Raw genomic sequence first — 22,714 nt, 5'->3', positions numbered from 1 at the left:
GACAAGTGGTATTGTATAGGTATTAAATACTTCTCATTCACCTGAGGGGGAGGAATCACATGGGATCGAGGAGCGATCAGCCACCCAAGGCCGGCACGTCTGCGCAGACAGAGGCACAATCTACGGCGCAGACAGAGACGCTGCACCCTGATGCTCAGGGGCTGGATCTGCGCGCCGATGCGGAGATTCTCGACACCCTGTTGGACGGTCAACTGCGTGCATTAGAAGCCGTTGCCAGCGCCCGCACAGCCATCTCGGCCGGTGCGGACCTGCTCACCAACAGCCTGCACAATGGCGGCCATCTGTATTACGCGGCCGCAGGATCTTCTGCCCTGATGGCACTGGCTGATGGCGCAGAGCTGCCCGGCACCTTCGGCATCAACGCCGACCAGATTTCCATTCATATGGCTGGCGGCATCCCTGCCAACGGGCGTATGCCCGGCCATACCGAAGATGACGACGCGGCAGGTGCCAAAGCCGCTGCGACTGTTGCCGCAAATGATGTGGTCATCGCCCTTTCTGCCAGCGGCAGCACCCCCTTTCCGATGGGCTTTGCCCGGACGGCGCAGGCCGCCGGAGCCAAGGTCATCGCCATTGCCAACAATGCCAAGACACCGCTTCTGAACCTGGCGGATGTAGCGATCTGCCTGCCCACCCCACCAGAGGTTATCGCAGGATCGACCCGCATGGGGGCCGGCACTGCGCAAAAGGCCGCTCTGAATATGATGTCGACCCTGGCCGGTATCCGGATGGGGCATGTGATGGACGGTATGATGGTCAACCTCATCGCCGACAATGCCAAGCTGCGCCAGCGCGCGATCCGCATTGTCAGCACCCTTACCCAGCAGGACGCAGAGGCCGCGGCCCGCGCGCTGGATCAAACCGGCGGTGCGGTGAAACCCGCTATTCTGCTGCTGCAGGGGGCCGCCTCACCCACCGCGGCAGAAACACTGCTGCGCCACAACAAGAACAACCTGCGAGCCGCGCTCGCACAGGTGTAACGGTCGGCCACGCGCCACCCAAGAGGTCACCAAGACCCTGATTAAAAATACCAAACATGCAAACTGGGAGATACTGAATGACACGGAAACTCTTTACCCTCGCACTGCTCGGCTCGACCATGATCGGCGGCGCCGCAGCTGCTGAAGACGTGACGCTGACCATTGAGAGCTGGCGCAATGACGACCTCGCCCTTTGGCAGGACAAAATTATCCCCGCCTTTGAAGCGGCCAACCCCGGCATCAAGCTGAAGTTCACCCCCTCTGCCCCGGCAGAATACAATGCGGTGCTGAACTCCAAACTGGATGCAGGCAGCGCCGGCGATCTGATCACCTGTCGCCCCTTTGATGCTTCGCTTGGCCTTTATGACAAGGGTCAGCTGGCCGATCTCTCAGATCTTGACGCCATGGGCAGCTTCTCCAATGTGGCCAAATCCGCATGGCAGACCGACGATGGCTCCGCGACTTTCTGCGTGCCGATTGCCTCTGTGATCCACGGCTTCATCTACAACAAAGACGCCTTTGCCGAGCTGGGCGTGAATGTGCCCGAAACCGAAGATGAGTTCTTTGCGGCGCTGGAAAAGATCAAGGAAGACGGCAACTACGTGCCTCTGGCCATGGGCACCAACGACCAGTGGGAAGCCGCCACCATGGGCTACAACAACATTGGCCCGAACTACTGGAAGGGTGAGGAAGGCCGTCTTGCCCTGATCGCAGGTGAGCAGAAACTGACCGATGATCAGTGGGTTGCCCCCTATGAGACCCTGTCGAAATGGGGTGCTTACATGGGCGATGGCTATGAGGCGCAGACCTATCCTGACAGCCAGAACATCTTCACCTTGGGCCGCGCTGCAATCTATCCGGCGGGCAGCTGGGAAATCTCCGGCTTCAACACTCAGGCTGATTTTGAAATGGGCGCCTTCAAACCGCCAGTCAAAGCGGCGGGCGACACCTGCTACATCTCGGATCACACCGATATCGCGGTTGGCCTGAACGCAGCCTCCCCCAATGCCGAGGCTGCCAAGACCTTCCTGAACTGGGTCGGCTCTGCTGAATTCGCCAGCATCTACGCAAACGCGCTGCCGGGCTTCTTCTCGCTGTCGAACCATGAGGTCGCGATGGAAGATCCGCTGGCGCAGGAGTTCGTCTCCTGGCGTGGTGAGTGTGAGAGCACCATCCGCTCCACCTATCAGATCCTGTCGCGCGGCACGCCGAACCTCGAAAACGAGACTTGGGGTGCCTCCGTCGCTGCGATCAAAGGAACCAAAGCTCCTGCTGATCTGGGCGCAGACCTGCAAGAGGGTCTGGCCAGCTGGTACGAGCCGCAGAAGTAAGCGCGCCACCACCTGACTGACCTGACACTCAGGCGTCCGGGCGGCCCCATGCGGCCCGGACCCGCCGACAGATGGGACACATCATGCAAAACACCCCTTATAAACCGCGCAGACGTTGGCATATCGCCGTTTTTCTGGCGCCCGCTGTGCTGGTCTACACCGCCATCATGATTTTCCCGCTGTTCAATACTCTGCGGCTCGCGCTTTACAGCGAGAGCGACCAGATCCGCCAATTTGTGGGCCTTGCGAATTTCGAGACCCTGTTTGGCAACCCCAATTGGTCGGAACAGTTCTGGAATGCGCTTGGCAACAACTTCTGGTTCTTCTTTGTTCATATGCTGGTGCAGAACCCTATCGGGGTGGCACTGGCGGCGATCCTCAGCCATCCCCGGCTCCGGTTTGCAGCGCTCTATCGTACCGCCATCTTTGTGCCGACCATCCTCAGCTTTGTCATCGTCGGCTTTGCCTGGAAACTGATCCTCTCGCCAATCTGGGGCATCACCCCCGACCTCTTGGACGCCATCGGCCTGAAATGGCTGTTCGCCCCGTGGCTGGGCAAAGAAGACTACGCGCTGACCACGCTGGCGCTGATCTCTGTCTGGCAATTTGTCGGCATCCCGATGATGCTGATCTACGCAGCCCTGCTGTCGATCCCCGAAGAGGTGATCGAGGCGGGTGAGGTTGATGGTATCACCGGCATGTCCGCCTTCTGGAAGATCAAACTGCCGCTGATCCTGCCGTCCATCGGGATCATCTCAATCCTGACATTTGTGGGCAACTTCAATGCGTTCGACCTGATTTACACCACCCAAGGCGCGCTCGCCGGGCCGGATTTCTCCACCGATATCCTTGGCACATTTATGTATCGCACCTTCTTCGGCTTTCAGCTGCAACTGGGCGATCCGCATATGGGGTCCGCCATTGCCACCGCCATGTTCGGGATCATTCTGATCGGTGTCTGTATCTATCTCTTCGGCATCCAGACCCGTCTGCGCCGCTACCAGTTCTGAGGATCCGATGATGCATAAATCCCGTTCAAACCCGTTCAACAGCATCCTTGCCCATGGTGCGCTGATCACCTACACACTGATCGCCCTGTTTCCGGTCTTCGTCATTCTGGTGAACAGCTTCAAAACCCGCAAAGCGATCTTTCGTGATCCGCTCGCGCTGCCCACGTCCGACACATTCTCGCTGGTCGGCTATCAGACCGTCCTGAAGCAGGGGGATTTCTTCCTCTACTTCCAGAACTCAATGATTGTCACCGTGGTCTCCCTCGCACTTGTGCTGCTGTTTGGCGCCATGGCCGCCTTTGCCCTCGCGGAGTACCGGTTCAAGGGCAATATGCTGCTCGGCCTGTACCTCGCCCTGGGCATCATGATCCCGATCCGCATCGGCACCGTCGCCATTCTGGAGCTGATGGTGGACACCGGCCTGGTGAACACGCTGACCGCGCTGATCCTTGTCTATACCGCGCAAGGGCTGCCGCTGGCGGTGTTCATCCTGTCGGAATTTATGAAACAGGTGAGCGACGATCTGAAAAACGCCGGCCGCATCGACGGGTTGTCGGAATACACCATCTTCTTCCGGCTGGTCCTGCCGCTGGTGCGTCCAGCCATGGCGACGGTCGCGGTTTTCAACATGATCCCGATCTGGAACGACCTCTGGTTCCCGCTGATCCTGGCCCCGGCCGAGGAGACCAAGACGCTAACGCTCGGCAGCCAGGTCTTCATCGGGCAGTTCGTCACCGACTGGAACGCCGTGCTATCCGCCCTGTCGATGGCGATCCTGCCGGTGATGGTGCTCTATGTGATTTTCTCACGCCAGCTCATTCGCGGCATCACCTCCGGGGCGGTGAAATGATGCTACCGCTCAACCCATCCCCCTGCCCGGCTGCAATGCCGGGCCGCGCCGGACCAGCCCCCCAAGATGGCAGACCTCTGTCATCTCTTGGTCCGGCGCACTCAATCGCCATGCAGCTGAACCGCCATTCAGGAGACAGCCAATGACCCGTGTTCTGATTGCAGGCCTCGGCAATATGGGGTTTTCCCATGCTCTGGCCCATCACCATGACGAAACCGCGCACATTGTCGGCCTCGTCAACCGCTCTGGCGCGGCCGCACAGGCCCCCTTGCAGAACTATCCGGTCTATAGCGATTTCCATCAGGCGTTGGCGCAGACCAAACCCGATCTGGTGGTCATCGCCACCTATTCCGACAGCCACGCGCCCTATGCCATCGCTGCGATGGAGGCCGGTGCGGATGTTTTTGTTGAAAAGCCGCTGGCCACCACGGTTGCCGATGCCCGCGCCGTAACCGATACCGCCCGCCGTCTTGGCCGCAAGTTGATGGTGGGCTATATCCTACGCCACCACCCCAGCTGGCAGCGTCTGATTGCCGAGGCACGCGATCTCGGCCCGCCTTATGTGTTCCGCATGAACCTCAACCAGCAGTCCGATGGGCCGACATGGGACACCCATAAGGCGCTGATGCAGACCACCTCTCCGATCGTGGATTGCGGTGTGCATTACGTCGATGTGATGTGCCAGATCACCGATGCCACGCCACAGCGCGTCCATGGCATCGGCCTGCGCCTGTCGGATGAGATCGCCGAGGATATGTATAACTACGGCCAGTTTCAGGTGAGTTTCTCCGACGGCTCCGTCGGCTGGTACGAGGCCGGCTGGGGACCGATGATGTCCGAAACCGCCTATTTCGTAAAAGACGTGGTATCCCCGAATGGTTCCGTCTCGATCACCGAAACAGACAAGAGCGGCTCGGACGATGTGGACAGCCATACCGCCGTCGGCAGCCTGATCGTACATCGCAGCACGCAAGGCACCCCGGACCGACGCATCGACCTGCCCGCAGAGCCCGATCACAATGCCCTCTGCGCCGCTGAACAGGCCCATATGCTGCGCGTCATTGCCGACGACCTAAACATGGATCGGCATATGCAGGACGCCGTTGCCTCGCTGGCGATCTGTCTGGCCGCCGACCAGAGCATCCGCAGCGGCGCGCCTGTCGATCTGACATCTGACCTGACAGAGGCCGAGGCCACAGCGCCCGCCTCTCCCTTTCTGACCCCGAAGACCTGAAGGATTTCCGCCATGACCGCCCTACAGCTTACCAATGTCTGCAAATCCTTCGGCCCAGTCGAGGTGCTGAAAGACATCAATCTCACCGTCGAAGACGGCGAATTTGTGGTCTTTGTCGGCCCGTCGGGATGTGGCAAATCCACCCTGCTGCGGGTCATCTCCGGGCTGGAGGATGCCACCGCAGGCGAGATCAGCATTGGTGGGCAGACCGTGACCACCACGCCCCCCGCCAAGCGCGGCATCGCGATGGTGTTCCAATCCTACGCGCTTTACCCGCATCTTTCGGTGCGCGAGAACATGGCGCTGGCTCTGAAACAGGAACGCCAGCCCAAGGAGGAAATCGCCGCCCGCGTCGCCGAAGCCAGCCGCATGTTGTCGCTAGAAGACTACCTGGACCGCCGCCCCTCCGAACTCTCCGGCGGGCAACGCCAGCGTGTCGCCATTGGCCGCGCCGTGGTGCGCGAACCTAAGCTGTTCTTGTTTGACGAACCGCTCTCCAACCTCGATGCCGCCCTGCGCATGAACACCCGTCTGGAAATCGCCCGCCTCCACCGCCAGCTGTCGGCCAGCATGATATACGTCACCCATGACCAGATCGAAGCGATGACACTTGCGGATAAAATTGTCGTGCTGCGTGATGGCCGCATTGAACAGGTCGGCACCCCGATGGAGCTTTACAACAATCCTGCCAATCGCTTTGTGGCGGAATTCATCGGCGCGCCTGCGATGAATTTTGTGCCGGCGCAACGCCTTGGTGGCAACCCCGGACAGTTCATCGGAATACGCCCGGAATACGCCCGCATCAGCCCGGATGGCCCGCTCACCGGCGAGGTGATCCACGTGGAAAAACTGGGCGGAGATACCAATATCCTGGTCGATATGGGTGAGGATCTCACCTTCACCGCGCGGCTCTTTGGCCAGCATGACACCAATGTCGGTGAGACTCTGCAGTTTGATTTCGATCCCGCCAACTGCCTCAGCTTTGATGAGGCAGGCCAGCGGATCTGAACCCAAGCCCCGCCTATCCGCAGTCACCACCGGTCAAGACGGCACTATTTGGGCTAGACAGCGCAAACTGCTATATTAGGGCGTTACAAATACACATGTTAGCGCTAACTAGACGTCAGCGATGCCCTTGAGTGATTCGCAACAGGGCAGAGATACCCGAGGGAGACGGACGATGACGCAGACCCAGACGCAAACCTGGCAACTTCTGGCACAGCATCGCGCGCAGACTGCCGATGTGTCCCTTCTGTCCCGCTTTGACGCACCGGATCGCTTTCAGGCCTTCTCGGCAGAAACCGACGGTCTGCTGTTGGACTATTCCAAAACCGCGCTCGACACCACCGCGCTCTCGCTTCTGGAGCGGATCACGGCCGAGGCCGGTCTTGCCGATCGCATCAGCCAGATGTTCCGTGGCGACAAGATCAACACGACCGAAGACCGCGCCGTGCTGCACACTGCCCTACGGGCACAGACCGATGAACCGATCAAAGTCGATGGTGACGATGTCTTGCCCGCCATCCGCCAGACCCTGCAACAGATGGAGAGCTTTGCCGAGGCGCTGCGCGATGGCAGCATCCGTTCCGGGACAGGCGCAAAATTCACCGATGTGATCAATATCGGCATTGGCGGCTCCGACCTTGGCCCCGCCATGGCAACGCTGGCGCTGGCGCCCTACCATGACGGTCCCCGCTGCCATTTTGTGTCCAACTTGGATGGCGCCCATATTGCCGACACGCTGAAGGGGCTGGATCCGCAGACCACATTGGTGATCATCGCCTCCAAGACCTTCACCACCATCGAGACCATGACCAATGCCCGCACCGCATTGGGCTGGCTGCGTGCCACACTGGGGGATGGCGCCTCTGCGCATCTGGCCGCCGTTTCGACCGCGCGAGACAAAACCTCAGCCTTTGGCATTGCCCCCGAACGGGTCTTTGGCTTTGCCGATTGGGTTGGCGGGCGCTATTCGCTCTGGGGGCCGGTGGGTCTGCCGATCATGATCGCCATCGGGGCCGAGAATTTCCGCCAGTTCCTGTCCGGCGCCGCTGCGATGGACCGCCATTTCCGCACCGCGCCGTTTCGCGAAAACCTGCCAGTGATGCTCGCCATGACCGGCGTCTGGCACCACAATATCTGTGGCTACGACAGCCGCGCTATTCTGCCCTATGACCAGCGTCTGGCCCGCTTCCCAGCCTATCTCCAGCAGCTGGATATGGAAAGCAACGGCAAGAGCGTCGCACTGGATGGCAGCCCCCTGCCGCACGACTCTGGCCCTATCGTCTGGGGCGAGCCCGGCACCAACGGCCAGCACGCCTTCTACCAGTTGCTGCATCAGGGCACCCGCGTGGTGCCTGCCGAATTCCTGATCGCCGCTGAGGCACATGAGGGGGATCTGACCGATCACCACCAGCTGCTGGTCTCCAACTGCCTCGCCCAATCCGAAGCCCTGATGCTGGGCCGTGCTCGCAAGGAGGCCCGCGCCATCGCCGCCAAACGTGGCTTTACCGGCGATGCGCTGGAACAGATGGCAGGCCACCTGTCCTTCACTGGCAATCGCCCCTCCGTCACCCTCGCCTACCCGAAACTCACCCCCTTTGTGCTGGGTCAGCTCATCGCGCTCTATGAACACCGTGTGTTCGTCGAAGGGGTGGTCTGGGGACTGAACTCCTTTGACCAATGGGGGGTTGAACTCGGCAAGGAACTGGCCGTCAGCCTGCTGCCGCTGGTCGACGGCTCCGCCCAGGCTGAGGCATATGAGGCCAAAGACGGCTCCACCCGGGGCCTTTTGTCGAAACTCACCCATCCGCACCCCTAGCCACCAACAAGACCGCCAATTTCCCCTTCGAGCTGTCAGAGAGAGAGCCATGGTTTCCCGCGTCATTCCCGTCCAGTCCTTTGACCTCGTGCTGTTTGGCGCGACCGGTGACCTTGCCCGTCGCAAGATCCTGCCCAGCCTGTTCCACCGCTTCCAGATCGGCCAGTTCTCCGACGATTGCCGCATTATCGGCACCTCGCGCAGCGAGATGGATCGCCACGGGTTTCAGGAGATGGTTGCCGACGCCATTCGCACCTATGGCCAGCCGGGCGAGACCAGCGACGACGAAATCGCCGCTTTTGTGGATCTGTTGCATTACACCGCCGTCAATGCGCGCGGCGACAACGGCTGGCAGGCCCTTGGCGATCTGCTGCGCGATGATGCTATCCGCGCCTTCTACCTCTCGGTCGGGCCCAGCCTGTTCCCCGATATCGCGGGCCGTCTGCGCTCCACCGGGATCGCCACGCCCGACAGCCGTATCGTGTTGGAAAAACCCTTCGGCCATGACCTGGCCTCAGCCCAGGCGCTGAACGCCGCCCTGCGCGCCAATTTCGAAGAACATCAGATCTACCGTATTGATCATTATCTGGGCAAAGAGACCGTCCAGAACCTGATGGCCCTGCGCTTTGCCAATTCGCTCTTTGAACCCCTGTGGAATTCCTCGCACATCGACCATGTGCAGATCACCGTTGCCGAGAGCATCGACGTCAAAGGGCGCGGCGAATATTATGACAAATCCGGCGCGATGCGGGATATGGTCCAGAACCATCTGATGCAGCTCCTGTGCCTCACCGCGATGGAGCCCCCCGCCCGTTTCACCCCCAACGCCGTGCGCGACGAAAAGGTGAAGGTGATCGAGGCGCTGAACCCCGTCGCCCCGGATCAGATCGCCCGTGGCCAGTATCGCGGCCCGGAGGGGGACTCCTACCGCGAACATGCAGGCAACCCCGCCAGCACCACCGAAAGCTTTATCGCAATGAAGGTGGAGGTCGCCAACTGGCGATGGGCCGGCACGCCGTTTTACCTGCGCACCGGCAAATGCCTGCGCGCCCGCGAGTCGGAAATCGCCGTGTTCTTCCGCGATCCGCCGCACAACATCTTTGCCGAGGACACCGGCACCGGCGGTATCAAGGGCAATGTGCTGGTGATCCGCCTGCAACCGGATGAGGGCATCACCCTGCGCACCACGATCAAGGATCCCGGCCCTGGCGGCATGCGCCTCACCGGTGCCAATCTCGACATGACCTTCGCCGACAGCCTGCCAGAGGCCGGACGCCCTCAGGATGCCTATGAACGGCTGATCATGGATGTGATCCGGGGCAACCAGACCCTGTTCATGCGCGGTGATGAGGTCGAGGCCGCCTGGGCCTGGGCCGACCCGATCATCGCGGGCTGGACCGACCACAGCAATGACACGCCGCAACCCTACGATCCCGGCAGCTCCGGGCCAGAGGATGCCCTGCTCCTGATGCACCGCGACAATCGCCGTTGGCGTGGCATCGGCTCCTGAGCCTGCCCGCCCGCGCTCCCGACACGATCCGACCAACCGGCACCTGACGACTGAAAGAGGCACCCGATGCGTTTGAACCAAACAGTCCGCGACGTCACAGACCGAATTATTGCCCGTAGCGCCAAACCCCGCGCCGCCTATCTCGACCGGATGCGCGCCGCCAAGGGCAAAGGCCCCGCCCGCGCCCATCTGTCATGCAGCGGTCAGGCCCATGCCTATGCCGCCACGGGCGAGGATCAGATGCCCCTCGCCGAAGGCACCGCCGGGCACCTCGGCATCGTCACCGCCTATAACGACATGCTCTCGGCACATCAGCCGTTTGAAACCTATCCGCAGCGGATCCGCGACGCCGTGCGCCGCGTTGGCGGCACCGCGCAGGTGGCCGGTGGCGTGCCGGCCATGTGCGATGGCGTCACCCAGGGCGAAGCCGGCATGGAACTCAGCCTGTTCTCCCGCGACACCATCGCCATGGCCACCGGAATCGCCCTTAGCCACAACGTGTTTGATGCCACTGTCTATCTCGGCGTCTGCGACAAGATCGTGCCGGGTCTGGTCATCGGCGCGCAGGTCTTTGGCCATCTGCCTGCGGTGTTCCTGCCCGCCGGTCCGATGACCTCCGGCATCTCCAACGATGACAAGGCCAAGGTCCGCCAGAAATTCGCTGCTGGTGAAATCGGGCGTGACGAGCTGCTGAAATCCGAGATGGCCGCCTATCACGGCCCCGGCACCTGCACCTTCTACGGCACGGCCAATACCAACCAGATGCTGATGGAGTTCATGGGCCTGCACCTGCCCGGCTCCTCCTTCGTCAATCCCGGTACTGACATGCGCGCCGCCCTCACGGAGGAAGGCGCCCGCCGCGCTCTGGCGCTCAGCGCGCTTGGCAATGACTACACGCCGGTCTGCGATATTCTGGATGAACGCGCCTATGTGAACGGCATTGTCGGGCTGATGACCACCGGCGGCTCCACCAATCTGCTGATCCACCTGATCGCCATGGCCCGCGCTGGCGGCATCATTCTGGATTGGCAGGATTTTTCCGAACTCTCTGACGTGGTGCCGCTGCTGGCGCGGGTCTATCCCAACGGTCTGGCCGATGTGAACCACTTCCATGCGGCCGGCGGTCTGGGCTATGTGATCGGCCAGTTGCTGAACTCAGGTCACCTCCACCCCGATACGCGAACGGTCGCAGGCAGCGGGTTGGAGAGCTACACCGCCGAACCCTTCCTTAGCGACGAAGGTCTGGTGTGGAAACCCGGCGCCGCCGAGAGCCTCAACGACAAGATCATTCGCCCCGCCAGCGCCCCCTTCCAGCCCACCGGCGGTCTGGCGCGCCTGTCCGGTAATCTTGGCACTGGCGTGATGAAAATCTCCGCCGTCGCGCCCGAGCACCGCATGGTCGAAGCCCCCGCCCGTGTCTTTCACGACCAGGACGAGGTCAAAGCCGCCTTCAAAGCCGGAGAGCTGGACAAAGGCGACATGATCATCGTTGTCCGCTTTCAGGGGCCAAAGGCCAACGGCATGCCGGAACTCCACTCGATGACGCCGTTCCTCGGTATCATGCAGGGGCGCGGACAAAAGGTGGCTCTGGTCACCGATGGCCGCATGTCCGGCGCTTCGGGCAAGATCCCTTCCGCCATCCATGTGGTGCCGGAGGCCCTCGATGGTGGTCCGATTGCCAAACTGCGCGACGGTGACATGGTGCGGGTTGATGCCCTCACAGGTACGCTAGAGGTCAGGGCCGAAGGCTTTGACGACCGCGAACCGGTGCTGGCCGACCTCTCCGCCTATCAGCACGGCACTGGCCGCGAGATGTTCGCGCTGTTCCGCAACGCCGTCACCTCTGCCGATACCGGCGCCACCGTATTCTCGACCCTGATCGGAGACTGACCCATGGCCATCACCCCACAAGACGCCAGCACCCGTGCGCGCGAGATCTGCCAACTGGCCCCCATCGTGCCGGTGCTGGTTGTCCATGACGTCGCCCATGCCCGCCCGTTGGCGGAGGCGCTGGTCGCCGGTGGCCTGCCCGCGCTGGAGGTCACCCTGCGCACCCCTGCCGCGCTGGATGTGGTTGCCGAAATGGCCAAGGTCAAGGGCGGCGTTGTTGGCGCCGGTACGCTGATCACGCCGGAGGATGTCACCCGCGCCGTTGCAGCCGGTGCGCAGTTCGGCGTCTCCCCCGGCGCCACCGATACGCTACTGGACGCGGCTGAGGCCGCAGGTCTGCCGATGCTGCCCGGTGCCGCTACCGCCTCCGAAGCGATGCGCCTGCTGGACCGCGGCTATGACATGCTGAAATTCTTCCCGGCTGAGGCCTCAGGCGGCGCCCCCGCGCTCAAGGCCATCGGCGCACCCCTGCCGCAGATCAGTTTCTGCCCGACCGGCGGCGTCAGCCCGGACAATGCAGATAGCTACCTGTCGCTGCCCAACGTGGTCTGCGCCGGTGGCAGCTGGGTCGCCCCGGCCAAACTGGTTGAGGCAGGCGACTGGGACGCCATCCGCGACCTCGCCCGCGCCGCCAGCCAACTGCCACGCTGACCTCAAACACACCAAACCAATAGCAAAACGCCGCCCAAGCCATGAGCCGGGCGGCGTTTTTTCTCTCCCAGGGGCGACTATCGCCTCAGTTTTCCAGCTCGCCCCGCCAGGGCGGATTGGCACCTGGGCGGGAAACGGTGACGGCGGCGGCCCGTGCGCCGTAGCCCAGACAGGCGCGCAGCTGCTCGGGATCCATCTCACCGCTGGCCGCATCCGCCAACACACCAGCCTCGGTCGCGGCGGCCATAAACCCTGCATTGAACGTATCGCCAGCCCCGACGGTATCCGCAACCACCGCCACCTGTGCGGGCACCTCGACCGTGGGGCCGGACCGCAGGAACCCTTTCGCGCCCTTGCTGCCCAGCGTCAGGATCACCAGCCCAGGTCCCATCCCGGCCTCTCCGGCAAGAATTTGGCGGATTTTCTCCTCAATCGGTGCATCGCCCGGATAGATCCAGTGCAGATCCTCGTCCGAGACTTTGACAATCCCGGCCCTCGCCACCATCGCCGCCAAGCGGCTGCGATAGGCCGCCTCATCCTTGGCAAACCCGGCGCGCACGTTAGGGTCGATCATAATGATCCGGCGTCCCCGTTCGCGCGCCGCCAGCGCTGCATAGGTCTCCGCCGCGGCGCCATTGCACAGGGAAATTCCGCCAAAGAACAACGTGTCCACATCCTCGGACAGCTCCGGCAACCGGTCAGGACGCAGGCTGGCCCCGGCGGAATTCTCGTCAAAGAAGTGATACTCCGCATGACCGTCACGCAGATGCACAAAGGCCAGCGTGGAGGGCTGATCGGACCGTTCTGCAAACCCGTGATCCACATGCGACGCCGTCAGCGCCGCCGCCAGCTGCTGGCCGAACAGGTCGCGCGACAGGCCGGTGAACAGGCCGGTTTTTCGCCCCAGCCGTCCCAGCGCAATCGCCGTATTGAACACCGCGCCGCCGCAATGGGGCACAAACCCGGTCTGCGCATCAGCGCCATCCACCACCGGCACAGCCCCGGCAACCGGCGCCGGGATCATGTCGATCAACGCCTCTCCACAACACAGGATCATTCTGTCTTACCTCTCCAGATCACATCCGCAGGCAGGGCCGCAGCAGTCACACGATCTGCATTGGCCAGGTCATTGCCCTCCGCCCGTGCTTCTGCCTCGGCGTCACTCAGCCCATGGGCCTGCCAGCGCGCCACAAGCCGCTCCCGCAAGATGTCACGCGGAACATCGACACGCACCGATACATCCCACAATGCCGCCAGATCGCGCCATCCCGGCGCGTCAAACATCAGATAATTGCCTTCCACAACGGCGACCTCAACACCGGCATCCACCCGTGCGGCACCTGCGATGGCAATGTCCCGCACGCGGTCGAACTCGGGGTAAATCACCTCGTCTTCTACCGCCATGGCCGCTATCAGACGCAGGAACCCCGGCTGATCAAAGCTCTCCGGGGCGCCCTTCCGTGCCAGCAGGTCCATCTCCGACAACAGCCTGTTGTCCAGATGAAACCCATCCATCGGCACCACCGCCGCTGACGTCCCCTGCGCACAGAGCGCCCGCACCAGCAGCTCTGCCAGGGTGGATTTGCCACTGCCCGGCGCGCCTGCCAGCGCCACCAGTCGCCGCGCGCGCCCTTCGGCCACCGGCAACGCCTGCACCTGCGTCACCAGATCTGCCAGTGATGTCATCTCCTGCGTCATGCTGCAGTCAGATCCTCGGATGGCACCTGCGCGCCGGTCATATAGCCGACCGCGTCCGACATGCTGTGCTGTTTGGGATCAATCACACACAGCCGCTTGCCCAGCCGGTGCACATGGATGCGATCTGCAACCTCAAACACATGGGGCATATTGTGGCTGATCAGGATGATCGGAATACCGCGCGATTTCACATCCTGGATCAGCTCCAGCACTCGACGACTTTCCTTGACGCCCAGCGCAGCAGTCGGCTCGTCCAGAATAATCACTTTGGAACCAAAGGCCGCCGCCCGCGCCACAGCCACGCCCTGACGCTGACCACCCGACAGGGTTTCCACCGCCTGATTGATGTTCTGGATTGTCGCCAAGCCCAGCTCGTTCAGCTTGTCACGGGCGATCTGTTCCATGCGTGCGCGATCCAGCTGCCGCAGCACGGACCCCCGCCAGCCGGGTTTACGCAGCTCACGTCCCATGAACATATTGTCAGCAATCGACAGCGCAGGTGACATCGCAAGCGTCTGATAAACCGTCTCGATCCCCTCTTTGCGCGCATCAATGGGCGTGTGAAACTGCACTCGACGCCCCTCCAGCCAGACCTCCCCCGCATCCGGGATCACCGCGCCGGACACCGCCTTGATCAGCGAGGATTTCCCCGCCCCATTGTCACCGATCACCGCCAGGATCTCTCCCGGCATCAGATCAAAATCACAATGATCCAGCGCGGTCACACGTCCGTATCGCTTCACCAGACCACGGGCTTTCAAAATAGGTTCCATCAGACAGACACCTTTCTGATCCATTGATCCACGGCCACCGCCGCAATGATAAGCAGGCCGATCAGCAGGTAGGTCCACTGTGCATCCGCTCCAAGAAGGCGCAGCCCAAGGGTAAAGACCCCCACGATCAGCGCGCCAAAAAATGTGCCCAGGATCGACCCGCGTCCACCAAACAGTGAAATCCCGCCGATCACCACCGCCGTGATGCTCTCAATATTGGCGAGCTGTCCTGAGGTGGGCGAGACTGACCCGATGCGCCCGATCATCGCCCAGCCGGCAAAGGCACAGATCAGCCCCGACAGCATATAGACCGAGATCAGCACCCGCGTGACCTTCACCCCCGACAGCTCTGCCGCCTCCGGATCGTCGCCGACCGCATAGACATGGCGCCCCCAGGCTGTGTGGCGCAGCACATAGGCCAGCAGAACCACCAGTATGACCATGAAGATCACGCCGTAGGTGAAGACCGCGCCGCCAATCTTGATTTTCTCGCCAAACAGCTGCAGCAGCGGCGCCTCGGCAGCGATGGTCTGGCTGCGGATGGTTTCATTGGCCGAATACAAGAAGTTGCTCGCCAGCACGATCTGCCACATGCCCAGCGTCACGATAAAGGGCGGCAGTTTCATCCGCGCCACCAGCCAGCCATTGATAAAGCCGCAGATGGTGCCGCAGATCAACCCACAGGCCACCGCCACCTCGGGTGGCAACCCATAGCGAAAGGTGAATTGCCCCATCACCACCGAGCTGAGCACCATGATAGCCCCTACCGACAGGTCGATGCCTGCGGTCAGGATCACCAACGACTGCGCGCAGGCCACAATGCCGACAATGCCCACCTGTTGCAGGATCAGCGTCAGCGCAAAGGGGGAAAAAAACTTGCTGCCCAGCAGCAGCCCAAACACGATCACCGACAGCACCAGCACGATCAGCGGCACCAGCGATGGGGTCACATGCAGCATATGTTGAAAGCGACTGATAAAGGAGGTCTCTCCCTGGTCGAAATCCGCAACGGCCTCGGGGCTGCCGCTGGCCGCCGCTTCATAGCTTTGGGGCGTGGTCATAACTCTCTCCGTAAAATCCGGCGTCCGGTGGGGCACAGGCACCCGCGACCAGAACGCAGCAGCAAAACAGGTCCGCAGCGGCGCAGAGGGGGCGATGTTTCCACCGCCCCCATGGCTCGCCTTGATGGTCAGCGTCTACTGACGCCGCTCAAGCTCTGTTCGGCCTGCCTCTATAGGGGGTCTGATGGGATCAACCCCAGCAGAGATTGGTCCCTTCGGCAGTGTCGATGCTGTCAACACCTTCTGCGGGCTGATCGGTCACCAATGCCACACCGGTGTCGAAGAACGCCTTGCCCGGTGTCGGTGCGGGTTTCTCTCCAGTGGTGGCCCAGGCGCTGATCGCCTCGATCCCCTTGGAGGCCATCAACAGCGGATACTGCTGCGATGTGGCCCCGATCACACCGTCCTTGATGTTCTGTACGCCGGGGCACCCACCGTCCACGGATACAATCAGCACATCATTTTCGCGGCCAATCGACTTCAGCGCCTCATAGGCACCTGCAGCCGCCGGCTCGTTGATGGTGTAGACCACATTGATCATAGGATCCTTGGCCAGCAGGTTCTCCATCGCGCGGCGACCGCCCTCTTCATTGCCTGCGGTGATATCATTGCCGACAATGCGCGGATCCGTCTCGTCGCCCCATTTGTTGGGATCGCCCAGATCAATGCCAAACCCCTGCAGGAAGCCCTGATCGCGCAGCACGCCCACGGTGGGCTGACTGACAGCCAGATCCAGCATCGCGATCTTGGCATTCGCCGCCTCATCACCCAGGCTCGCCGCCGCCCATTTGCCAATCAGCTCACCAGCCAGAAAATTGTCGGTAGCAAATGTGGCATCGGCGGAATCAATCGGCTCCAGCGGCGTATCCAGCGCAATCACCACCAGACCAGCGTCGCGCGCCTGCTGCACTGCCGGTACAATCGACGAGGTATCAGAGGCGGTCAGCAGGATGCCCTTGGCACCATCGGCAATGCAGGTCTCAATCGCCGCAACCTGGGTTTCATGGTCGCCATCCACCTTCCCGGCAAAGCTTTTGAGCGTCATGCCCAGCTCTGCCGCCTTGGCCTCGGCGCCCTCTTTCATCTTGACGAAAAACGGATTGGTGTCGGTCTTGGTAATCAAACAGGCGGTCACGCCCTCTGCCGCAAAGGCGCTGCCGGTCATGGCCGCAAATCCAATGGCGGTACCCAATAGTAGCTTCTTCATGATGTCCTCCCTCAGCATCACAATGAAAATAAACAAGACGGTCGGGCCGCCATGTCGCCCATAGAGGGCCGTGATTCTGGCCTCCCTGTCAATAAGTAAATCAACTTGACTTATTAAGGTGATATCCGCACTTTCCGTAGACCTCGAAGCGTGATTAGGGTCCGCCGCATGGAACAAGAGCAAGCCAGATCCCTGAGCGGCGGCGTCAATCAGACCGGCGTCCGCGTGTTCAATGAACGGCTGATCCTGTCTCTCCTGCAGCGCAACGGAGCGATGCCCGGCAGCGCGCTGGCCCGCGGCACCGGCCTGTCGCCACAAACCGTCTCCGTCATCCTGCGCAAACTCGAAACCGATGGGCTGCTAAGGCGTGGCGAGACCCAGCGCGGCCGGGTTGGCAAACCCTCGGTGCCCATGGGGCTCAATCCTGACGGCCTGTTTTCCTACGGGCTGAAGATCGGCCGCCGCAGCGTCGAGGTATTGCTGATGGATGTCTGCGGTGCGGTGCGCCAGCAGCTACGGCTGCGCTATCCCTACCCCACGCCGACGGTGGTCTTTGATTTCCTGCGCGACAGCATGCGCCAGATCGAGGCGGCATTGCCGTCAGAGCTGCACCCGCGCATCTGCGGTATCGGCGTCGCCGCCCCCTTTCAGCTCTGGACTTGGCATGCCCAGATCAATGCCCCGGCAGAGGCACTTGCAGATTGGCAGACGGTTGATTTCACATCTGAAATTGCGCGCTTCAGCCCCCTGCCTGTGCATGTTGTCAATGACGCTACCGCCGCCTGCCGCGCCGAACACATGTATGGCCGGGGCAAGGCCTACCGCGACTACGCTTATTTCTTTGTCGGCGCCTTTATCGGCGGCGGCGTGGTGCTGAACCACCGGGTGCTGGAGGGTAATCAGGGCAACGCCGGCGCGCTCGGCTCCCTGTCGACACTGGGCCCCGACGGACGGGAGGCGAAGCTCCTCGATCTTGCCTCCATCCACCTCCTTGAACAGCGCCTGCGCGATGCGGGCAAAGATCCCGGTCAGCTCTGGCAGCTGCCGATGCACTGGTCGGGATTTGACGCCGAGGTCACCCCCTGGCTGGATCAGGCCGCAGACGCCATCGCCCGCGCCAGCCTCGCCACCTGCGCAGTGATCGACTTCGAAGCGGTGCTGATCGACGGTGCCCTGCCCGACAGCATCCGCGCAGCCCTGGTCGAGCGCACCCGCGCCGCCTTGTCCAATCTCGACGCCCGTGGCCTGATCCCGCCCCACATTGAATGCGGCGCCATCGGCCCCAACGCCCGCGCCATCGGCGCTGCCAGCGGCCCGGTAATCTCACAATATCTTCTGGACACCAACTCCGTCTTCAACCTTGCCCTCTAGAGGCTCTGGAACGGGTCCGAAATTTACTGAATCTTGAGACAGATTTGCGAGATTTCTGCCAGCTTTGTCCAATCGGGCGAACCCTGTCAGAGGATTCCAGAATGACTGCCCTGCATCTGCCCACCACGCCCAACAATCCGTTGCTCAACCCGCAGGACGATCAGAGCACCGGTGCCATGCAGCTGCGACGTAATCATGTGCTGAACTTTGTCGAAAACGCCCGGTTTGACCCGGATGCAACCTACTATGACACCAGCTATGAGAACAGTCAGGCCCATTCAAGCCAGTTCTTATCCCATATGAAACAAGTGCTTGGTGCTCTGACACAGCGCTATCCCGCTGGCAGCACATTGGTGGAGGTTGGGTGCGGCAAGGGAGATTTCCTGACCCTCGCCCATCAGGCCGGACATTTCACCTGCCAGGGCTACGACACCACCTATACCGGCGACGCCGCTTATATTGAACAGCGCTATCTGGGCAGTAATGACCGGGTGCCTGCAGATATCGTTGTGCTGCGCCACGTGCTGGAACATATCCCGCAACCGCATAGGTTTCTGGCCATGCTGCACCAGGTCTTTGGCGACACGGATATCTATATCGAAGTGCCCAATCTGGACTGGATTTTGCAGAATAACACGTTCTTTGACATCACCTACGAACACGTGAACTACTTCAGTCAACAGGCGCTCGCTGCCCTGTTTGGCGGCAAGGTTCACGACGCTCAATTGTGTTTTGGCGCGCAATATCAATATATCATTGCCAACCTCGGCGACCTCGCCAATGGGTTTGACACGGCCTACACAGGCGACAATTGGCAGGACATTGGATTTGACGACCTGTTCCCTGCATTAGAGCGACAGATTGACCAGCTGGAGGCTCTGACCGGCCCCAAGGGCCACTGTTTTTTCTGGGGAGCCGCGACCAAGGGATGTATGTTTCTGTGGCACGCCAACCGTCTGGGGCGGTTGGTGGGCAATGTGCCCTATGCCGTTGATATCAACCCCAGCAAACAGGGGCGCTGGCTGCCCGGTTCGATCAAGCCGATCCACGGCCCCGACAAGTTCTACTCGGATGCCCGTCCCGGCGATATACTTGCGATTTCAAATCCTGCCTACCGGGACGAGATCGTAGCGCAACTGGTCAGCCGAAACCTGGATTTTGTTGAGGTCCGCTGTCTCTGACCGGCATCCAGAAACAAGCCCGAGCCCGCCCGCGCAAAGGATCGCTAGGGCGGATGTTGCTGCTTGGCACAGCACCGTGTGAAAATTGTCCCTGTCCCTGGGTCTAAACAGGATTTCAGATACAAAAAGGGCGCAGCCAATGCTGCACCCTCTCTTTCTCAAAACCAGCGAACCGACCTTATTTGACCCGGCGCAGAAACCCACCACGGGCCACTGTGATCAACAGACGGTCATGGATATCTTCATCCGTCTCAAAACAGTCGTTCTCTTTCAGATAGGCCTCAACCGCGGTGCGCGGGTTGTCGCCTTTGCCCCAGGGACGATCTGGATAGGTGTCGTCTTCCATATCCTCAATCAACGTATCGAAAACAACGCAATAGCTATCGACCGACGTCAGATCGGCATAGGCGCGCAGCTCTTGCAGCACATGGTCATGAGTGTGATTGCTGTCCAGGCAGATCAGCACTTTGTCGTAGCCTGCCGCGATCTCCTTCACCTGCTGTACGATCCCTGCATCAATGGACGACCCTTCGATCATTTCAATCCGCGAGCGCATCGGATGCGCATCAATTGCGTCACGATTGTGCGGACGGATATCAATATCGACACCCAGCACCCTGCGCTTTGACTGTGCCGGATCAAACATAGTCCCGGCTTCGATCGCCTCATGCATATCAAGTTGCGCCAACATGGAGGCCGAGAAGATCAGCGATCCACCATGGGCAATACCGGTTTCGATAATCAGATCCGGTTTGATCTGCCAGATCAGTTCCTGCATGGCCACAATATCCTGTGGATACTGGATAATCGGCCGTCCCAACCAGTGATAGTTGTAAGAATACTCGGCGCGTGCAGAGGCTCTCAGGAAGGCCATCGCAGAGGATTGCAATCCTTCGTGATTGCGCATGGAGTCGAGACGGGCGGGGATATCTGCGGCAAAAGTTGTCATATCTGGGCTCTCGTTTCAGGTCTTGGGAATGGGGATCAGGGGGCGCAATTCGTATTGGATTATGCAGCGCCAACCCTCTTGGCCACCACGTGATCAGGCGGGGCCGCATCGGTGTCACCCTCGCGCAGCCCGATCACCACGGGCGGGTCATCAGGGTTGCCGGGGCGCACGCCAAAGCGCAGCAAATCTCGGCGGCCATAGCCATCGGCAATCTGCTCAGCCAATGCCCGCACAGAAACCCCGCGCCCGCTGGAAATATTGGTTGCTCCCGTGCGCGCAGACAGGGCCTCTCGCACTAGCAGGCGCGCGGCGTCCCGCACATCCAGAAAATCACGTATCTGGTCACCGGCGGACAGATCCGCCGCCTCGCCCGCAGCCAACTGCCGGTGGATATAGGCGGTCAGCCGACGCGGATCCTCGCCCGCACCATAGAGATAGAACAAACGTGCCCAGAGAAACGACATGCCAGCCTGCGGCAACAGCTGCCCCAGTGACAGCGCACAGGCCGCCTTGGCTGCCGCATAGGGCGATTGCGGATCAAGCCGCGTCTGGGCGCTAACCTCGCCACCACGCAGATCATATTCCAGACAGGTGCCCGTGCCGACAAACCGCGCAACGCCTGCCTGAATTGCCCCTTCGGCAATTTGTAGCGTGCCGCAAAGGCAATCGAAATTGCGTGGTGATAACTGATATTTTCCCGGCTCGGCGTACCAGGCAAGATGCAGCAGCGTCTCGCAACCTGTCGCAACCTCGGTCCACCAATCTGCCGGTTGCGCAAAGACATCATCACATTCCACAACACTATCCTGCGGGCCAAGCGTGGCCAGCCGATCCACCGTGCCGCGCCGAATGACATGTCGCACGGGCACATTGGCGGCGTGCAGCTCTTGCGTCACCGCTCGCCCGACAAATCCGGTAGACCCTGTCAGCAGAAAATGTGGCTGATCCATCTCGGCCCCCTTCAGGCAAACTTACGCATCAGATCACCCTCGGTCAGGGCAACCAGCGCTGTCTGTGCTGCGGCAACATGCAGCGGATCACCCGCGTCGCCTAGGTTGAACACGATGTCAGAGGCCCGGATATCCTCAGCATCGCGTACCTCGCGCAGCGGCGCGCTGGCGATACCGGCCAGCGCCTCCATCGTGGCAGGTGGGCAGCTGCCAATGACCGCCACTCCTTCGGCCTGCAGCACGTCGGGCAACAGAACACAAATATATTGCAAAGCCGCCGCAAGCCGGATCTGGTCCATCCTATCTGCCAATAGCCCCGCCTGACCTTGCCCGCGCACCCGCGCCGCCAATGCATAGGTTTCAATCGGGTCGGCTCCTTGATTCATCCGCAGACGTAGTGCAACCAGCATCCGGTTGGTGATAATATTCTCCGCTTTGAGACGAAGATTCTGCGAATTTTCAACACCGCCTTGCTGCAACGCCATCCCAAATAGGTGCTCCAAACCGCCACGGTATTTATCCCACCCGATCTTCACTTCGTCGTGCCCCAGCCGCGCACGGTACTCACCGACAAAGTGTCGGCCAACAGACAGATAAAAGGGCTCATGCGAGAAAATTACATCCCCAAACCCCAGGTATTCACACGGCACCGTAAAGGCCCAGAACGCGATGTCATTGGCAACCGGTGTCAGATGTCTCAACGCCGACACACGCACAATTGAAATCTCGGCAAAAACACTGTGATCAAGGACATGCCGCAACAAGCCTGCGTAGTCGCCTTTTGCTATGCACATTGTTTTTGGCTGACAATAAAAGGGCCCCCCTTCGTCTCCGGTGACCAAATCGACGGAATTCCACGGCGCATACAGCGTTACCGCACTGGGCATCGCATCAAGCTGAGCAACGGCCCGGATCAGCGCCTCTGGCACAAGCCGATCGTCATCGGCGAGATAGACCGCATATTCGCCGGTCGCCGCGCGCATGGCTTTTTGAATATTGCGCAGCGCGCCAATGTTTTCTGACTGCGTCAGGCATCGCAGCCGCAGATGTCCCTGCATGCTCTTGATCACCTCTGGGGTCTCATCGTCGGAAGCATTGTCCGACACAATCACCTCGACCGGCCAAGGAAACAGCCCCATTTGTTGTTGCAGCGACTGCAACAGACTCTCTAGGTAGCGCGCCCGATTAAACGTTGGCACACAGATGCTCAGTTTGATGTCTGTCAT

The 22,714-nt window shown here is 61.0% G+C and carries 20 protein-coding genes; 12 read left to right on the top strand and 8 right to left on the bottom strand.

The window, feature by feature from the left end:
• Window positions 1-59: 59 nt before the first annotated feature.
• The 10 genes from PhaeoP97_RS03555 (at window position 60) to eda (ending at window position 12,298) form a co-directional block, all read left to right on the top strand.
• Window positions 60-1,001, top strand: coding sequence for an N-acetylmuramic acid 6-phosphate etherase (locus PhaeoP97_RS03555; RefSeq protein WP_072503908.1), 942 nt, complete (start codon window positions 60-62; stop codon window positions 999-1,001).
• 77 nt (window positions 1,002-1,078) lie between these two features.
• Window positions 1,079-2,332: an ABC transporter substrate-binding protein gene (locus PhaeoP97_RS03550; RefSeq protein ID WP_072503907.1), complete on the top strand. Its 1,254-nt coding sequence runs from the start codon at window positions 1,079-1,081 to the stop codon at window positions 2,330-2,332.
• Between the two features lie 83 nt (window positions 2,333-2,415).
• Window positions 2,416-3,342, top strand: coding sequence for a carbohydrate ABC transporter permease (locus tag PhaeoP97_RS03545; RefSeq protein ID WP_072503906.1), 927 nt, complete (start codon window positions 2,416-2,418; stop codon window positions 3,340-3,342).
• A gap of 10 nt (window positions 3,343-3,352) precedes the next feature.
• Window positions 3,353-4,192 (top strand): carbohydrate ABC transporter permease, encoded by an 840-nt coding sequence (locus PhaeoP97_RS03540; protein ID WP_027246310.1) that lies wholly within the window; start codon window positions 3,353-3,355, stop codon window positions 4,190-4,192.
• A 142-nt stretch (window positions 4,193-4,334) separates the two neighbouring features.
• Window positions 4,335-5,426, top strand: coding sequence for a Gfo/Idh/MocA family protein (locus tag PhaeoP97_RS03535; RefSeq protein WP_072503905.1), 1,092 nt, complete (start codon window positions 4,335-4,337; stop codon window positions 5,424-5,426).
• A 12-nt stretch (window positions 5,427-5,438) separates the two neighbouring features.
• Window positions 5,439-6,434: an ABC transporter ATP-binding protein gene (locus tag PhaeoP97_RS03530; protein WP_072503904.1), complete on the top strand. Its 996-nt coding sequence runs from the start codon at window positions 5,439-5,441 to the stop codon at window positions 6,432-6,434.
• Window positions 6,435-6,606: 172 nt separating this feature from the next.
• Complete coding sequence (gene pgi / locus PhaeoP97_RS03525) at window positions 6,607-8,247, top strand: glucose-6-phosphate isomerase (protein ID WP_072503903.1); 1,641 nt, start codon at window positions 6,607-6,609, stop codon at window positions 8,245-8,247.
• Between the two features lie 49 nt (window positions 8,248-8,296).
• Window positions 8,297-9,757 carry a glucose-6-phosphate dehydrogenase gene (zwf, locus tag PhaeoP97_RS03520; protein WP_072503902.1) on the top strand — a complete coding sequence of 487 codons (1,461 nt, stop codon included), beginning with the start codon at window positions 8,297-8,299 and terminating at the stop codon, window positions 9,755-9,757.
• A 66-nt stretch (window positions 9,758-9,823) separates the two neighbouring features.
• Window positions 9,824-11,647, top strand: coding sequence for a phosphogluconate dehydratase (edd, locus tag PhaeoP97_RS03515; protein WP_072503901.1), 1,824 nt, complete (start codon window positions 9,824-9,826; stop codon window positions 11,645-11,647).
• A gap of 3 nt (window positions 11,648-11,650) precedes the next feature.
• Window positions 11,651-12,298, top strand: a complete 648-nt coding sequence (gene eda, locus PhaeoP97_RS03510; protein WP_072503900.1) for a bifunctional 4-hydroxy-2-oxoglutarate aldolase/2-dehydro-3-deoxy-phosphogluconate aldolase — start codon at window positions 11,651-11,653, stop codon at window positions 12,296-12,298.
• Window positions 12,299-12,383: 85 nt separating this feature from the next.
• Here the strand turns inward: eda and PhaeoP97_RS03505 are convergent, their stop codons facing one another.
• From PhaeoP97_RS03505 to PhaeoP97_RS03485, 5 genes are all read right to left on the bottom strand, one after another.
• Window positions 12,384-13,355, bottom strand: coding sequence for a carbohydrate kinase family protein (locus PhaeoP97_RS03505; RefSeq protein ID WP_072503899.1), 972 nt, complete (start codon window positions 13,353-13,355; stop codon window positions 12,384-12,386).
• A complete protein-coding gene (locus PhaeoP97_RS03500) occupies window positions 13,352-13,996 on the bottom strand; it encodes a nucleoside/nucleotide kinase family protein (protein ID WP_072503898.1) in 645 nt (214 codons plus the stop codon). The genes PhaeoP97_RS03505 and PhaeoP97_RS03500 overlap by 4 nt, the downstream gene beginning before the upstream one ends.
• A complete protein-coding gene (locus tag PhaeoP97_RS03495) occupies window positions 13,993-14,769 on the bottom strand; it encodes an ATP-binding cassette domain-containing protein (protein WP_072503897.1) in 777 nt (258 codons plus the stop codon). The genes PhaeoP97_RS03500 and PhaeoP97_RS03495 overlap by 4 nt, the downstream gene beginning before the upstream one ends.
• A complete protein-coding gene (locus PhaeoP97_RS03490) occupies window positions 14,769-15,830 on the bottom strand; it encodes an ABC transporter permease (RefSeq protein WP_014875701.1) in 1,062 nt (353 codons plus the stop codon). The genes PhaeoP97_RS03495 and PhaeoP97_RS03490 overlap by 1 nt, the downstream gene beginning before the upstream one ends.
• Window positions 15,831-16,020: 190 nt before the next feature.
• A complete protein-coding gene (locus PhaeoP97_RS03485) occupies window positions 16,021-17,037 on the bottom strand; it encodes a sugar ABC transporter substrate-binding protein (protein ID WP_014875702.1) in 1,017 nt (338 codons plus the stop codon).
• 168 nt (window positions 17,038-17,205) lie between these two features.
• On the opposite strand from PhaeoP97_RS03485, the gene PhaeoP97_RS03480 reads away from it, so the two are divergent.
• On the top strand, window positions 17,206-18,408 hold the full coding sequence (locus PhaeoP97_RS03480; protein WP_072503896.1) for an ROK family transcriptional regulator: 1,203 nt from the start codon (window positions 17,206-17,208) through the stop codon (window positions 18,406-18,408).
• 101 nt (window positions 18,409-18,509) lie between these two features.
• Window positions 18,510-19,589 carry a class I SAM-dependent methyltransferase gene (locus PhaeoP97_RS03475; protein ID WP_072503895.1) on the top strand — a complete coding sequence of 360 codons (1,080 nt, stop codon included), beginning with the start codon at window positions 18,510-18,512 and terminating at the stop codon, window positions 19,587-19,589.
• 178 nt (window positions 19,590-19,767) lie between these two features.
• Here the strand turns inward: PhaeoP97_RS03475 and PhaeoP97_RS03470 are convergent, their stop codons facing one another.
• Genes PhaeoP97_RS03470 through PhaeoP97_RS03460 form a run of 3 tightly spaced genes read right to left on the bottom strand, consistent with a single transcriptional unit; the run spans window position 19,768 to window position 22,714 of the window.
• On the bottom strand, window positions 19,768-20,538 hold the full coding sequence (locus PhaeoP97_RS03470; protein ID WP_072503894.1) for a cephalosporin hydroxylase family protein: 771 nt from the start codon (window positions 20,536-20,538) through the stop codon (window positions 19,768-19,770).
• Between the two features lie 59 nt (window positions 20,539-20,597).
• Window positions 20,598-21,488: an NAD-dependent epimerase/dehydratase family protein gene (locus PhaeoP97_RS03465; RefSeq protein ID WP_072503893.1), complete on the bottom strand. Its 891-nt coding sequence runs from the start codon at window positions 21,486-21,488 to the stop codon at window positions 20,598-20,600.
• An 11-nt stretch (window positions 21,489-21,499) separates the two neighbouring features.
• Complete coding sequence (locus PhaeoP97_RS03460; RefSeq protein WP_072503892.1) at window positions 21,500-22,714, bottom strand: glycosyltransferase family 2 protein; 1,215 nt, start codon at window positions 22,712-22,714, stop codon at window positions 21,500-21,502.

Origin of the sequence: Phaeobacter porticola (assembly GCF_001888185.1) — a bacterium.
Classification (GTDB): domain Bacteria; phylum Pseudomonadota; class Alphaproteobacteria; order Rhodobacterales; family Rhodobacteraceae; genus Phaeobacter; species Phaeobacter porticola.
This window is presented reverse-complemented; position numbering and strand designations above follow the sequence as displayed.